Origin of the sequence: Nocardioides pocheonensis, from assembly GCF_003725535.1 — a bacterium.
In the GTDB taxonomy this organism is placed as follows: Bacteria; Actinomycetota; Actinomycetes; order Propionibacteriales; family Nocardioidaceae; genus Marmoricola; species Marmoricola pocheonensis.
Genome location: NZ_RJSF01000040.1, coordinates 517,168 through 530,489 on the forward strand (window position 1 = coordinate 517,168; position 13,322 = coordinate 530,489).

General features: G+C 72.1%; 10 protein-coding genes and 2 riboswitches. Of the genes, 5 read left to right on the top strand and 5 right to left on the bottom strand.

Features of this window, described 5'->3' with window-relative positions; genetic code table 11:
- The first annotated feature begins 89 nt into the window (after positions 1-89).
- The gene (locus tag EFL26_RS13340; RefSeq protein WP_183408176.1) at positions 90-524 is read left to right on the top strand and encodes an SRPBCC family protein; all 435 of its coding nucleotides are present in this window, start codon (positions 90-92) and stop codon (positions 522-524) included.
- Positions 525-588: 64 nt separating this feature from the next.
- Entirely contained in the window at positions 589-744 is a 156-nt protein-coding gene (locus EFL26_RS24535; RefSeq protein WP_281273740.1) for a DUF6529 family protein, read from the top strand.
- Positions 745-797: 53 nt separating this feature from the next.
- On the opposite strand, the gene EFL26_RS13345 is transcribed toward EFL26_RS24535, so the two are convergent.
- Positions 798-1,745: an MBL fold metallo-hydrolase gene (locus tag EFL26_RS13345; RefSeq protein ID WP_221176948.1), complete on the bottom strand. Its 948-nt coding sequence runs from the start codon at positions 1,743-1,745 to the stop codon at positions 798-800.
- 265 nt (positions 1,746-2,010) lie between these two features.
- Positions 2,011-2,151: riboswitch (cobalamin riboswitch) on the top strand.
- A gap of 27 nt (positions 2,152-2,178) precedes the next feature.
- Here EFL26_RS13345 and cobN point away from each other — a divergent pair.
- The 3 genes from cobN to EFL26_RS13360 are packed head-to-tail and all read left to right on the top strand — an operon-like array spanning position 2,179 to position 7,246.
- Positions 2,179-5,772, top strand: a complete 3,594-nt coding sequence (cobN, locus tag EFL26_RS13350; RefSeq protein ID WP_123223342.1) for a cobaltochelatase subunit CobN — start codon at positions 2,179-2,181, stop codon at positions 5,770-5,772.
- Complete coding sequence (cobF, locus tag EFL26_RS13355; RefSeq protein WP_246000176.1) at positions 5,769-6,488, top strand: precorrin-6A synthase (deacetylating); 720 nt, start codon at positions 5,769-5,771, stop codon at positions 6,486-6,488. Before cobN ends, cobF begins: the two co-directional genes overlap by 4 nt.
- The gene (locus tag EFL26_RS13360; RefSeq protein ID WP_123223343.1) at positions 6,485-7,246 is read left to right on the top strand and encodes a cobalt-precorrin-6A reductase; all 762 of its coding nucleotides are present in this window, start codon (positions 6,485-6,487) and stop codon (positions 7,244-7,246) included. The genes cobF and EFL26_RS13360 overlap by 4 nt, the downstream gene beginning before the upstream one ends.
- Here EFL26_RS13360 and EFL26_RS13365 read toward each other — a convergent pair.
- Genes EFL26_RS13365 through EFL26_RS13380 form a run of 4 tightly spaced genes read right to left on the bottom strand, consistent with a single transcriptional unit; the run spans position 7,188 to position 13,145 of the window.
- On the bottom strand, positions 7,188-8,153 hold the full coding sequence (locus tag EFL26_RS13365; RefSeq protein WP_123223344.1) for a cobalamin biosynthesis protein: 966 nt from the start codon (positions 8,151-8,153) through the stop codon (positions 7,188-7,190). The genes EFL26_RS13360 and EFL26_RS13365 overlap by 59 nt on opposite strands.
- A 15-nt stretch (positions 8,154-8,168) precedes the next feature.
- Complete coding sequence (gene cobBC, locus EFL26_RS13370; protein ID WP_123223345.1) at positions 8,169-10,514, bottom strand: bifunctional hydrogenobyrinic acid a,c-diamide synthase/histidinol phosphate aminotransferase CobBC; 2,346 nt, start codon at positions 10,512-10,514, stop codon at positions 8,169-8,171.
- Between the two features lie 13 nt (positions 10,515-10,527).
- A complete protein-coding gene (gene cobO, locus EFL26_RS13375; protein ID WP_123223346.1) occupies positions 10,528-11,142 on the bottom strand; it encodes a cob(I)yrinic acid a,c-diamide adenosyltransferase in 615 nt (204 codons plus the stop codon).
- Positions 11,142-13,145, bottom strand: a complete 2,004-nt coding sequence (locus tag EFL26_RS13380) for a magnesium chelatase subunit D family protein (RefSeq protein WP_123223347.1) — start codon at positions 13,143-13,145, stop codon at positions 11,142-11,144. The genes cobO and EFL26_RS13380 overlap by 1 nt, the downstream gene beginning before the upstream one ends.
- Positions 13,146-13,169: 24 nt before the next feature.
- Positions 13,170-13,315: riboswitch (cobalamin riboswitch) on the bottom strand.
- Between the last annotated feature and the right edge of the window lie 7 nt (positions 13,316-13,322).

Here is a 13,322-nt window from a genome sequence, read left to right on the forward strand (position 1 = left end):
GTCACCCACTTCGACAGCTGAGTTGTGAGCGCGCAGTCTCCCAGGCTGGCGTCGAACGATGTGTCTGGTCGACGCGATACGTTGCACCCATGCCCACTGTGCAGCGCAGCATCACGATCGATCGGCCAATCGCAGAGGTCTTTGCGTTCTTCGCCGACGTGAGCAACGACCCGAAGTGGCGCGGTCACGGCGTGAAGGAGATCTCGCTCGAGGGCGAGATGCGCCAGGGTGCGCACGTCCACCAGAAGATCGCAGCCGGGCCTTTCGGTGCTGCTGTGAAGGCCGACATGGACGTCGTCGCCTACCAGCTGGACAGAGCCCTCGGGTTCCAGGTGACCACCGGCCCCTTGCGTCCCCGCGTTGACTTCACCTTCACGCGGGCCGACACCGGCACCACGGTCGACTTCTCGATCACTGCGCCCCTGACCGGGATCAAGAAAGCGTTCATGGGCACAATGGTTGAGAAGAACATGGCCCAGGAAGCCGCAGCGCTCGACGAGGCGAAGCGCCTGCTCGAGGGCTAGAACGCGCCTGTCTGGGTCACGAGCGCGAACGCGACGAGCGCCCGGCAACACACTCAGGCAATGTGTGCATTCGCAGGCAGCGTCACGTTCTGACGCGGGCCCGGGCTGGTTCCGGCCGGTGGCCGGTGACCTGCTGTTCGCATTGCTGATCGCCGTCATGCTGACCTCGGCAGGCTGGTACATCAGTAAGAACGGTTGGACGGCTACGGGCGGCTACTGACAGGGACGTCCGCGAGGGTACGGCGACTTCGGTGCTGACCGGGCACGCTTCGGTCAGGCCGCGTCGACCCGGTGGGACGATCCGGAACTGCCGGCGGTCCAGGCGTTCGGGAGGGCGGCAGCGAGCGCGTGCTGCGCGCGCCAGCCGGTGCAGTGTCCGGGTACGACCAGGCTGGGTGCCATCGCGGTCAGCGCTTCGATCGTTGGTGCGATCACGGGCTCAAAGGCGAGGCCGCTCAGATGCAGGCCTCCGACCAGCGCCGCCACATCAGAGACTCCGGTAAGCCGCTGGGCATGTCGCACGATGTTGACGGCTCCGGCATGACCGCAGCCGGTAAGGACCACCAGCCCGCGACCACGCACGTGGACCACCAGTGCCTGGTCGTCCACCACGTCGGGATCATGGCGCCACGCGGTCCCGGTCCATGCCTCGTGCGCTGCCGGCATGCCTCGCTCGAACTCCGTGGTCCGGTCGACCTCACCAGTGATCAAGACACAGTCGTCAACCAACAGCGACGGTTGGCGCCTCTCCACGAGCGCAAAGCCTTCGGCCTCCAACGCTCGCCGGCTGAGCGTCGGCATCTCCAGGGGGTCCGCACCAGGAACGGCCAATCGGCGACGGGTCCACGCCATCGGGTGCACCACCATGGGCATCGACCGACCAGCGCACCTCGTCGCCAGCCCCGCGAGCCCACCGACGTGATCGAAGTGACCGTGACTGAGGACCACACCTTGAACCCCGCGCAGGTCGATCCCCAGACGGTCGGCATTGACCATCATCGCGTCGGGCGACAGGCCGGCGTCGAACAGCAGCGACGTCGTGGACGCGTCACGTCGCACGGTCACCAGCGCCGAGAAACCGTGCTCGGCCCGAAGACCAACCACCGTCTCACCGCCCTCAAACTGAGGTGCCTCGGCGTGACCTGCGCCGAAGGACACGCGGGTGGTCCGCTCATCGCCCTGCAACAGCGCGTCGTACACGTTGTCGACCAGGGTGGTCACGATCACCTCGTCGACGGGTTCCAACCCGATCGGGTCGATCGCATCACCCAGAGCCGGTCGAGGCGCAACGAGTGCCACATCCAACCCTGTCCCGCTGGCTCCCTCACACATGCGCAAACCTTCTCTCCCAGCTCGGCAAAGGCCCATCCGAATCGGGTCAATCACAACTCTCACACACCATCAAGGCCTGGACACGACACCGACGAGCGCCCGCGTCTTTCAGGTCGGCATGACCCGCCAGCGGTGCGGGGGTCGTCCGGGTCGGCGCGCCTGGGTCGCCTAGGCTGGGCGCACAGTTCCCGTGTGACCAGGAACCCGGTGCGAGTCCGGGGCGGTTCCGCCACTGTGACGCCGACGTCCACGAGAGTCGGCGCAGCCAGACACTGGGCACGGGAATCCCGACCACGAGGGGCGAGAACCCCGAGGAGGACCCGTGCGCATCGCGCTCCTGTCGACATCCGATACCGATCTGCTCTCCGCCCGGGCCTCCGGCGCCGACTACGTCTGGGCGAACCCGTCGCGACCAGGGCACCAGTCGATGGCCGAGACCATCGACGGTGCAGACCTCGTGATCGGCCGCATCCTCGGGTCGCCCTACGACCTCTGCGAGGGGTTCGCGCGGATCCGCGGGTCGCGGATGCCGGTCGTGATGCTCGGCGGTGAACAACAGCCCAGCGCCGAGCTGATGGAGCTGTCCACCGTGCCGATGGGCGTGGCCGCCGAGGCCCATCGCTACCTCGCCGAGGGCGGGCCTGCGAACCTCGCTCAGCTGCACGCTTTTCTGTCCGACACCGTGCTGCTCACCGGCGAAGGATTTGAGCCGCCGGCCGAGATCCCGGCCTGGGGTGTCCTCGGTCGGCCGGACGCCGACCCGGACAAGCTTCGGGTCGGGGTGCTGTTCTACCGGGCCCACCAGGCGAGCGGGAACAACGCGTTCGCGCACGCACTCGCCGATGCCGTCGACGCCACCGGTCTGGCTGTCGGCGTACCGATCTTCAGCTCGTCACTGCGAGCCGCGCCCGACGACCTGTATGCCGAGCTCGGCACCCTTGACGCACTGGTCGTGACCGTCCTCGCAGCCGGGGGGAGCGTGCCCGCCTCTGCCTCGGCCGGCGGGGACGACGAGTCCTGGGACATCGCCCGGATGGCGGCCCTGGACATCCCGATCCTCCAGGGGCTGTGCCTGACCAGCAGCCGCGACGAGTGGGCCGCGTCGGACGACGGTGTGACTCCGCTGGACTCCGCCAGCCAGATCGCGATCCCCGAGTTCGACGGGCGCATCATCACGGTGCCGTTCTCCTTCAAGGAGATCGACGAAGACGGGCTGCCGCGCTACGTCGCCGACCCCGAGCGCTGTGCCCGGGTTGCCGCGATCGCCGTCAACCACGCCCGGCTGAGGGCGCTGCCGCCTGCGCAGCGCAAGGTCGCCCTGGTGCTGAGCGCCTACCCGACCAAGCACGCGCGGGTCGGCAACGCGGTCGGGCTGGACACTCCGGTCTCGGCGATCAGGCTGCTGCGGCGGATGCGCGCCGAGGGCTACGACCTCGGCGCCCCGGGGGACATCCCGGGTCTGGACGAGCCCGATGACACGATCGCCGGCGACACCTTGATCCATGCACTGATCGCTGCTGGCGGACAGGACGAGGAGTGGCTCACCTCGGCTCAGCTCGACGGCAGCCACGTCCGGATCGCCGCCGAGGACTACCGGCGCTGGACGGCTGAGCTGCCGGCCAGGCTGATGGACCAGGTCGTCGCGGCGTGGGGTCCGGCGCCGGGGTCCCTCTTCGTCAACGGCCGGCGTGAGATCGTGCTCGCCACCCTTCGGGCCGGCAACATCGTCTTGCTCATCCAGCCGCCGCGCGGCTTCGGGGAGAACCCGGTCGCGATCTACCACGACCCCGATCTCGCGCCGTCGCACCACTACCTGGCGGCGTACCGGTGGCTGGAGAGCCCCGTCGAGGGTGGGGGCTTCGGTGCGCACGCGGTCGTCCACCTCGGCAAGCACGGCTCCCTGGAGTGGCTGCCCGGCAAGAACGCAGCGCTGTCCGCAGGCTGTGCCACCGACGCCGCGATCGGCAGCCTGCCGCTGATCTACCCCTTCCTCGTCAACGATCCGGGGGAAGGCGCGCAGGCCAAGCGCCGCGCGCACGCGACCATCGTCGACCACCTGGTCCCGCCGATGGCCCGGGCCGAGACGTACGGCGACATCGCCCGGCTCGAGCAGCTCCTGGACGAGCACGCCCAGATCGCCTCGATGGACCCTGCCAAGCTGCCGGCCGTCCGTGGCGAGATCTGGACGCTCATGCACGCCGCGGAGATGCATCGCGACCTCGGGCTCGATGAGCGTCCCGGCGACGAGGAGTTCGACGACTTCCTGCTGCACGTCGACGGCTGGCTGTGCGAGATCAAGGACGCCCAGATCCGCGACGGCCTGCACGTGCTGGGCCAGCCGCCGGCCGGCGAGGCCCGGGTCAACCTGGTGCTCGCCATCCTCCGCGCGGCCCAGGTGTGGGGCGGTGAGTCCGCGTCGGTTCCCGGTCTGCGCGCGGCCCTCGGTCTCAAGGAAGGAGCTGAGCCGACCACCGCCGTGGACGAGATCGAGCGCCAGGCCCGCGAGCTCGTCGAGCGGATGGAGGCGCTCGACTGGGACCCCGCCGCGGCCGGAGACCTGCACGACGACCCGGAGGTATGCCGGGTGCTGGCGTTCGCGGCGACCCAGGTGGTGCCGCGGCTTGGCCGAACCACCGACGAGCTGGACGCGTTGCTGCACGCCCTGGGCGGCGGCTTCGTCCCCGCGGGACCCTCGGGCTCGCCCCTGCGGGGCCTGGTCAACGTGCTCCCGACCGGCCGGAACTTCTACACCGTCGATCCGCGCGCGGTGCCGTCGCGACTGGCCTGGCAGACCGGCCAGGCGATGGCCGAGTCGCTGATCCGGCGCTACCTCGACGACACCGGCGACTACCCGTCCTCGGTAGGTCTGTCGGTGTGGGGCACCTCGGCGATGCGCACCTCGGGCGACGACGTGGCGGAGGTGCTCGCGCTGCTCGGCGTGCGCCCGGAGTGGGACGAGGCTTCCCGGCGGGTCAGGGAGCTGACCGTGATCCCGCTCGACGAGCTCGGCCGGCCACGGATCGACGTCACCGTGCGGATCTCGGGCTTCTTCCGCGACGCCTTCCCCCACGTGGTCGCCATGCTCGACGACGCGGTGCGGCTGGTGGCCGGCCTCGATGAGCCGGACGACCAGAACTTCGTGCGCGCGCACGCACGTGCCGACCTGGCCGAGCACGGCGACGAGCGCCGGGCCACCACGCGGATCTTCGGCTCGAAGCCGGGGTCGTACGGCGCGGGCATCCTCCAGCTGGTCGAGTCCGGCAGCTGGCGTGACGACAACGACCTCGCCGAGGTCTACACCGCATGGGGTGGCTTCGCCTACGGCCGTGGTCTCGACGGCGCCCCGGCGGCTGACGACATGCGCGCCAGCTACCGGCGCATCAAGGTGGCCGCGAAGAACGTCGACACCCGCGAACACGACATCGCGGACTCCGACGACTACTTCCAGTACCACGGCGGCATGGTCGCGACCGTGCGTGCCCTGACCGGGACGGACCCCCGCGCGTACGTCGGTGACTCCACGTCGCCCGACGCCGTACGCACGCGGACCCTGCAGGAGGAGACCAACCGCGTCTTCCGTGCCCGGGTGGCCAATCCGCGCTGGATCGGTGCGATGCAGCGGCACGGCTACAAGGGCGCCTTCGAGCTTGCGGCGACCGTCGACTACCTCTTCGGCTTCGACGCCACCACCGGCGTGGTGCACGACTGGATGTACGAGACCCTCGCTCGCGAGTACGTCCTCGACGAGACCAACCAGGCCTTCATGCGCCGGTCGAACCCGTGGGCCCTGCGGGGCATCGTCGAGCGGCTGCACGAGGCGGCCGACCGGGGTCTCTGGGCCGAGCCCGACCCCGAGGTGGTGGCGGCGATGCAGCAGGTCTACCTGGAGCTCGAGGGCGACCTGGAGGACCGGTGAGGCGGGTCCGCGTCGTCGGCATCGGGATGGGCCCGCAGCACGTCACCGCCGAGGCAGCTGAGGCCCTGCGCTCGCTCGACCGGGTGCTGGCGTTCGGGAAGGGCGAGGACGACCCGCTGCTGGCGATCCGGGCCGAGGTGTGCCGCCAGTACGGCGATCCGCCGCTCGTCCACGTCCCCGACCCGCCGCGCGACCGGGTCGATCCGGAGGACTACCCGGCCGCCGTGCGCACCTGGCACGCGGCTCGGGTCGCCGCTCTCCGGTCGGCAATCGACGAGCGACCCGGAGTGGTCGGGATGCTGGTCTGGGGCGACCCGTCGCTCTACGACTCGACGCTGCGGCTGCTCGACGCGCTCGACGACGTCGCCTACGACGTGGTGCCGGGCATCTCCGCGCCCCAGCTGCTCGCCGCCCGCCACCGGGTCGTGCTGCACGGGATCGGCGAGCCCGTGCACCTGACGACCGGGAGACGGCTCGGCGAGGCGATCGCCGCCGGACACGACAATGTGCTCGCGATGCTCAACCGCGACGTCGATCTGACCGGACTCGAGGAGTGGCAGATCTGGTGGGGCGCGAACCTGGGAGCCCCCGGCGAACAGCTCGTCAGCGGTCGGGTCGGCGACGTGGCCGACGAGATCGGCACCGCACGGGAGCGGGCCCGCTCCGCCGACGGCTGGATGATGGACCTCTTCCTGCTGCGGCGGACCCCGCGATGAGCGTCCTGCTGCTCGGCGGCACGTCGGAGGCTCGGGCGCTGGCCGCCGTACTCGTGGAGACCGGGGTCCCGGTGCTCTCTTCGCTTGCCGGCCGGGTGGCTGGCCCCCGGTTGCCGGTCGGGGACGTGCGCATCGGTGGGTTCGGCGGAGTCGCCGGTCTCGTCGCACACCTGGCCACCGAAGGGCATGTCGCAGTCGTCGACGCGACCCATCCGTTCGCGACCGGCATGAGTGCCAACGCCGTCGCAGCGTGCGCGGCGGCCGGCGTGCCGCTGCTGCGGCTGGAGCGGCCTGGCTGGTCCGCGGCACCGGGTGCGGAGCTGTGGCACTGGGTCCCCGGGCACGACGAGGCAGCCACCGCGTCGGCTGTGCTCGGGAGGCGACCATTCCTCACCGTCGGGCGGCAGGCGCTCAGCTCCTTCGTGGGTCCCCTGGCCCACCGACACACGCTCGTCAGGGTCGTCGACGCCCCGGGCGTCGAGCTGCCGGCGACGTGGACCGTGCTGCGATCGAGAGGCCCCTACCGGCTGGAGGACGAGCTGTCACTGCTGCGCGCGCACGAGGTCGACGTGCTCGTCACGAAGGACTCAGGCGGTGACTACACGTGGCCCAAGATGGCGGCAGCCGCGGCTCTCGACATTCCGGTGGTCGTGGTGCGTCGTGACCAGCCCGACGGCGGCATCCCGACAGTGCCCGACGTCACGGCCGCCCTGGACTGGGTCCGGGCGCTCCTCGGCGCCGGGGGCGCAGAGCGATGAGGACTGCGATCGCCGTGGCTCCGGCCTCGACGGCGCGTGCCAGGGTGCGAGCTCGCGAGATGTCGTGACGCGCCGCAGGCCGCCCGCATCCGAGCACGTGCCGGTCCTCGACGCGGCCTGAGTAGGTGTTCTCGCCGCCGAGCCGAACCGCCAGGGCACCGGCGAACGCTGCCTCGACGGGCCCGGCGTTCGGGCTCGGATGCCCGGCGGCGTCCCGACGCCACGCGAGCAACGCCTCGTGCGGATCTCCGCCGACCACGGGCGCAAGGGCGGCCGCCAGCAGCGCCGCGACGCGCGAGCCCGGCAGGTTGACCAGGTCGTCGAGACGAGCCGCCGCCCAGCCGAACCGCTCGTAGCGCTCGTCGCGGTGGCCGACCATCGCGTCGAGCGTGTTGACCGCGCGGTACCCCAGCAGCGCCGGGATGCCGCCCACCGCCCCGAGTACCAGTGGCGCGACCACCGCGTCCGAGGTGTTCTCGGCGACCGACTCGATCACCGCGCGGGCGACCTCGCCCTCGTCGAGGCGGCGGGTGTCGCGACCGACGAGATGGGTCAGCCGCACCCGTGCGTCCGGAAGCCGGTCGTCGGCCAGCAGCCGGTCGACAGCGGCCGCTTCGCGGTCCAGGGAGGTGCCGCCGAGCACGGCCCAGGTCGCGATCGCCGTCGCCAGGGCGTGCGGCACCGGCCGCTTGCGGGTGGCGCGCTCGATCGCCGCTCCGGCCAACGCGGTTGTACCGACGAGCACAGTGACGTGAAGGGCGCCGGCGCTGCGATCGTCGGCGTACGTTCGGTGCTCGAGGGTCCCGGCCAGCCGGCCGAACCCCGCAACCGGGTGGAAGCGGGCGGGGTCGGCGAGCAGTCGGTCGGCCGCGCAGCCGAGGCCCAGGCCCAGCGCGCGGCTCAGCACGCCGGCCGCCGGAGGTCACGCATCGGCGGTCAGGGCCTCGAGGAGCCGGGTCGTCGTGGTCTCGTCGCGGACGGCGATCCGCACCCAGGATTCGTCGAGACCGGGGAACGTGTCGGCACGGCGTACGGCGATGCCGTGGTCGCGCAACCGGGCGTGCACTCCCGCGCCCACCCGGGCCAGCACGAACGCCGTCGAGGACGGAATGTGCGTGATGGCGAGCTTTCGCAAACCGGCCTCGAGGATGCGGCGCCGGTCGCCGATCTCGCTGGTGCGGCGCTGGGCCTCGGTCGCTGCCGACGGATCCGCACAGGCGACCATCGCGGCGACCGCCGCCGTGCTCACCGACCAGGGAGGCTGCAGCGCGCGCAGGCCCGCGACGACGTCGGCGTCGGCCAGCAGGTAGCCGGCGCGGACGCCGGGGATCCCCCAGTGCTTGGTGAGGCTGCGCACCACGACGAGCCCGGGCTCGGCGTGCTCGACCAGCGACTCGGACTCCCCGGCGACGGCGTCCATGAATGCCTCGTCGACGACCACCAGGCGGCCCGGGCGGAGCAGCTCCTTGAGGGCGGCGGCCGGGTGCAGGACGCCGGTCGGGTTCGTGGGGTTGCCGACCACGACCAGGTCGGCCTGCTCGGGGACCGCATCGGGGTCGAGCGCGAAGCCGGTGTCCGCAGGGCAGCGCACCTCGAGCACGCGACGACCGGCCTGGAGCAGCGCGGTGTGCGGCTCGGTGAACTGCGGGTGCACCACGACGGGGCACTGCCAGTCACGCAGGCGGGCGACCAGAGAGAACGCTTCCGCCGCACCGGCGGTGGGGAGCACCTCGGCGGCGGATCGCCCGTGCCGGCGCCCGATCGCCTCGGCTGCGGGTCGTGCGTCCGGGTAGCGGCCGACGTCCTCGAGGCTTCCACGGAGGGCCTCGTCGAGCCAGGCCGGCGGCGGGCCGGCGTACACGTTCACGGCGAAGTCGAGCAGGCCCGCGGTCGCCTCCGTGTCGCCGTGGTGTCGCAGGGTCTCGGCTCTGGACGCGGTGGCGTGCACGGCGTCGGCGAAGCGCTGCGCCAGCCAGGGGTGGCCGACCCAGTGCGTGTGCAGGTACGACGCGTGCAGCGTCGCCGAGGCGAACCCGGAGGGGACGCCGTCGATCAACCAGGCCGGTGTGGGTCCGGCCTCGGGCGCCGTCGCGGTCCGGTGGAACTCGTGGCCGGTGACCTCTTCGTCCTTCCGGGTCAGCAGCGAGTCGGACGCGGCGATGGCGACGGGGTAGCGCAGTGTGAGCCGCTCGGTCATGGCCGCGGTGGCCGGCAGCGCGCCGACCATTGGGTGGCCGTCGACCTGCTCGGCGAGGTAGAGCAGTCCGGCGCACTCGGCCACCGTCGGTGTGCCCGCGGACAGCGCCGCGGCGAGGTCCGCGCGAAGCGACGTGTTGGCAGTGAGCTCGTGGGCGTGCACCTCCGGGAAGCCGCCCCCGAGGTAGATCCCGGCGGTGTCCTCGGGCAGCCGCGTGTCGGTCAGCGGGTCGAAGGTGACCACGTCGCACCCGGCGGCGCGGAGCAGCTCCTCGGTCTCGGCGTACCGGAAGGTGAAGGCGCGGCCGCCGGCCATGGCGACGACCGGTCGCCGTTCGCTGGGCGCGCTGACCTGGTGCGCCGGGTCCCATGGCTCGACGTCGATCGCCGGCGCGGACGTCGCGATCCGGAGCAGCTGCTCGAGGTCGACCAGCTCGGCGATCCGGTCGGCCAGTCGGTCCAGGTCGGCACCGGCGCGGTCGCGCTCGGCCGCGGGGACCAGCCCGAGGTGCCGCGACGGCGTCGCGAACGAGGTGTCCCGGTCGATCACGCCGAGCACCGGCAGGTCGATCGCGCCGGCCGCCTCGGCGGCGTGACGGGCGGAGCCGGCCTTGTTCAGGATGACGCCGGCGATCTCGACCGACGGGTCGAAGGTGGTCATGCCGTGGACCACGGCGCCGACGGACCGCGAGGCCATCGCGATGTCGACCACGAGGACCACGGGACTCGACGTGAGCGTCGCCACGTGCGCGGTGGACGCAAAGCCGTTGCCGCCGATGCGCCCGTCGAAGAGGCCCATCACGCCCTCGATGACGGCAACGTCGGCGCCGCGGGCTCCGTGCAGCAGCAGCGGAGCGACGCGCTCCTCGCCGACGAGGTGCGGGTCGAGGTTGCGCCCCGGTCGCCCGGTGGCGAGCGCGTGGTAGCCCGGGTCTATGTAGTCCGGGCCGACCTTGTGCCCGCTGACCTCGAGGCCGGTACGGCGCAACGCGGCCATCAGGCCGGTCGCGATCGTGGTCTTGCCCTGTCCCGACGAGGGCGCGGCGATCACGAGGCGGGGGAGTGCGGTCACGGACGGACCGGTCTCACCACTCAATGCCCCGCTGGCCCTTCTGCCCGGCGTCCATCGGATGCTTGAGCTTGGTCATCTCGGTGACCAGGTCGGACACCTCGACCAGGCGAGGGTCGGCACGGCGGCCGGTGACCACGACGTACTGACGGCCGGGCCGGTTCGCCAGGGTCTCCACGACGTCGTCGACGTCGACCCAGCCCCACTGCATCGGGTAGGTGAACTCGTCGAGCACCAGGAGGTCATGGGTCTCGTCGGCCAGCCGGCGCTTCACCTCGGCCCAGCCCTCCGCAGCCTCGGCGGCGTGGTCCTCCTCGCCGCCCGCCTTGCGCGACCACGACCAGCCGGCGCCCATCTTGTGCCACTCGACGGGACCGCCCTCGCCGGTCTCGTCGTGCAGGCGGCCGAGGCGCTCGAGCACGGTCTGCTCGCCGATCCGCCACTTGGCGGACTTCACGAACTGGAAGACACCGATGTTCCAGCCCTGGTTCCACGCCCGGATCGCGAGTCCGAAGGCGGCGGTGGACTTTCCCTTCCCGTCGCCGGTGTGCACCATCAGCAGTGGCCGGTTGCGACGCTCCCGCGTGGTCAGGCCGTCGTCGGGAACGGTGAGTGGCTGGCCCTGGGGCATCAGGCTGCTCCTTGTCGGATCGATCGCTGGACGGTCCCGGTCAGCGCGTCGGCGCTGACCTCGGCGAGCGGGAGGTACTCCGCGGCGAGGTCGTCGGCCAGGTGGCGGGCCAAGCCGAGACGCAGGGCACCGGTCTCGCAGTCGACGAGCACCGTGGTGACGCCGCGCGCGGCGAGCAGAGCCGCTGCCCGGCGCGACCGCGCAACGGCGTCCGGTCCCGCGGTGGCGCGCCCGTCGGTGACCAGCACCAGCAGCGGGCGTCGGCGCGGGTCGCGGATGCGCTCGAGGTCGAGCACGCGGGTGACTTCGAGGAGTCCTTCCGCGAGCGGCGTGCGGCCGCCCGCAGGCAGGTCTCGCAAGCGTCTCGCGGCGACGTCGACCGAGCCGGTCGGAGGCAGCGCGAGCTCGGCACCGGTGCCGCGGAACGTCACCAGGCCGACCTTGTCGCGGCGCTGGTAGGCGTCGAGCAGCAGCGACAGCACGGCGGTCTTCACCTGCTCCATCCGCGTGCGCGCCGCCATCGAGCCGGACGCGTCGACGCAGAAGAGGACGAGGTTGGACTCCCGACCCTCGCGGACGGCGACCCGGAGGTCCTCACCCCGGAAGCGGATCGGCCCGGATTCGCGACCGCGACCGCGCTGGTGCGGCGCCGCGGCACGTAGCGTCTCGGTGAGGTGCGGCGCGCCGAACCGGTCGACCGGGCGCGCGGCGCCGACGCGGCGACCGCTCGCGGTGAGCGCACGGCTGCGCCGGCCGGCCTCTCCGGCACCGACGCCCGACACCGCGAGCAGTCGGGTCCGGTACGTCGCTCCCGGGGTCGCCGGAGTGCCCGGGGCCGATCGCCCCGCAGACTGCGCGGACTGGCCCGCGGCCGGATCGACCTCGGTCGCGTCGGCCTCGGAACGATCGCCGTGGGCGGACTCGCCGGGGCTGTCCGATCCCCCGCCCGGGCCCGGATCGGGATCGGGGTCCGGCTCGTCGTCGCCGAGGATCTCGGCGAGCAGGTCGTCGTCGAGGCCCGGCGCGTCGAACGGGTTGCGGCGGCGCCGGTGGGGCAGCGCCAGCCTGGCCGCTGCGCGGATGTCGTCGGTGGTCACCTCGGACCGCTCGTGCCAGGCGGCATGGGCGACGGCGGTCCGGGCCATGACGATGTCGGCGCGCATCCCGTCGACCTCGAGCGCGGCACAGATCTCGGCGATCCGGAGCAGCGCGACGTCGGAGAGCTCGACCTGGTCGACGAGCTTCTGTGCCGCCAGGATCCGGTCGGTCAGTGCGCGCTCGTCCTCGGCGTACGACGCCACGAAGGCGTCCGGATCCGCGTCGAAGGCCATCCGACGCCGGACCACCTCGACCCGCAGGGCCGGGTCCCGCGGCGCGGCCACCTCGACGGTCAGGCCGAACCGGTCGAGCAGCTGCGGGCGCAGCTCGCCCTCCTCGGGGTTCATCGTGCCGACCATGACGAAGCGGGCGGCGTGCTCGACGGAGACGCCGTCGCGCTCGACGGTCGATCGGCCCATCGCGGCCGCGTCGAGGAGTACGTCGACCAGGTGGTCGTGCAGCAGGTTCACCTCGTCGACGTACAGGATGCCGCGGTGGGCGCGGGCCAGCAGGCCGGGCTCGTACTCGGTGCGACCTTCGGACAGCGCGCGCTCCAGGTGCAGCGACCCCAGCACCCGGTCCTCGGTGGCGCCGACCGGCAGCTCGACCAGCCGCACAGGTCGTGTCTCGCTCGCCGCGTCGGCGGCGAAGGGACCGTCGGGTGACAGCGGGGCGGGGTCGCGGGGATCGCTGGAGAACCGGTCGCCGGCGATCACCTCGATCGGCGGCAGCACGGCCGCCAGCGCGCGGACGATGGTGGACTTCGCGGTGCCCTTCTCGCCCCGCACCAGCACGCCGCCGACCTCGGGGGAGATCGTCGTGAGGATCAGGGCCAGCGCCATGGGGTTCGAGTCCAACCCCGCGTCGGACCCGACGACGGCACTGAAGGGGAAGTGCTTCGGCATGTGAGGCTCCCGCTCGTCAGCCAGCGAATACGTTGGCGCGAGGCCGGTCTTCGGACTTCCAGGATCATGCGTCCTGGTTACCGCAGCGGGCCTGTGCCGGACTTTCACCGGCTTCCCAGATTCTCCCGTCGGTCCGCTGTGCGAGCCGGACCTCGGGGCACCTCGTGCCTGTCGCGG

Bases quoted from the DNA above. Each gene is read 5' to 3' on its own strand.
- EFL26_RS13340 (WP_183408176.1), top strand. From the start codon at position 90: ATGCCCACTGTGCAGCGCAGCATCACGATCGATCGGCCAATCGCAGAG.
- EFL26_RS13380 (WP_123223347.1), bottom strand. From the start codon at position 13,145: ATGCCGAAGCACTTCCCCTTCAGTGCCGTCGTCGGGTCCGACGCGGGG.
- cobO (WP_123223346.1), bottom strand. From the start codon at position 11,142: ATGCCCCAGGGCCAGCCACTCACCGTTCCCGACGACGGCCTGACCACG.
- EFL26_RS13360 (WP_123223343.1), top strand. From the start codon at position 6,485: ATGAGCGTCCTGCTGCTCGGCGGCACGTCGGAGGCTCGGGCGCTGGCC.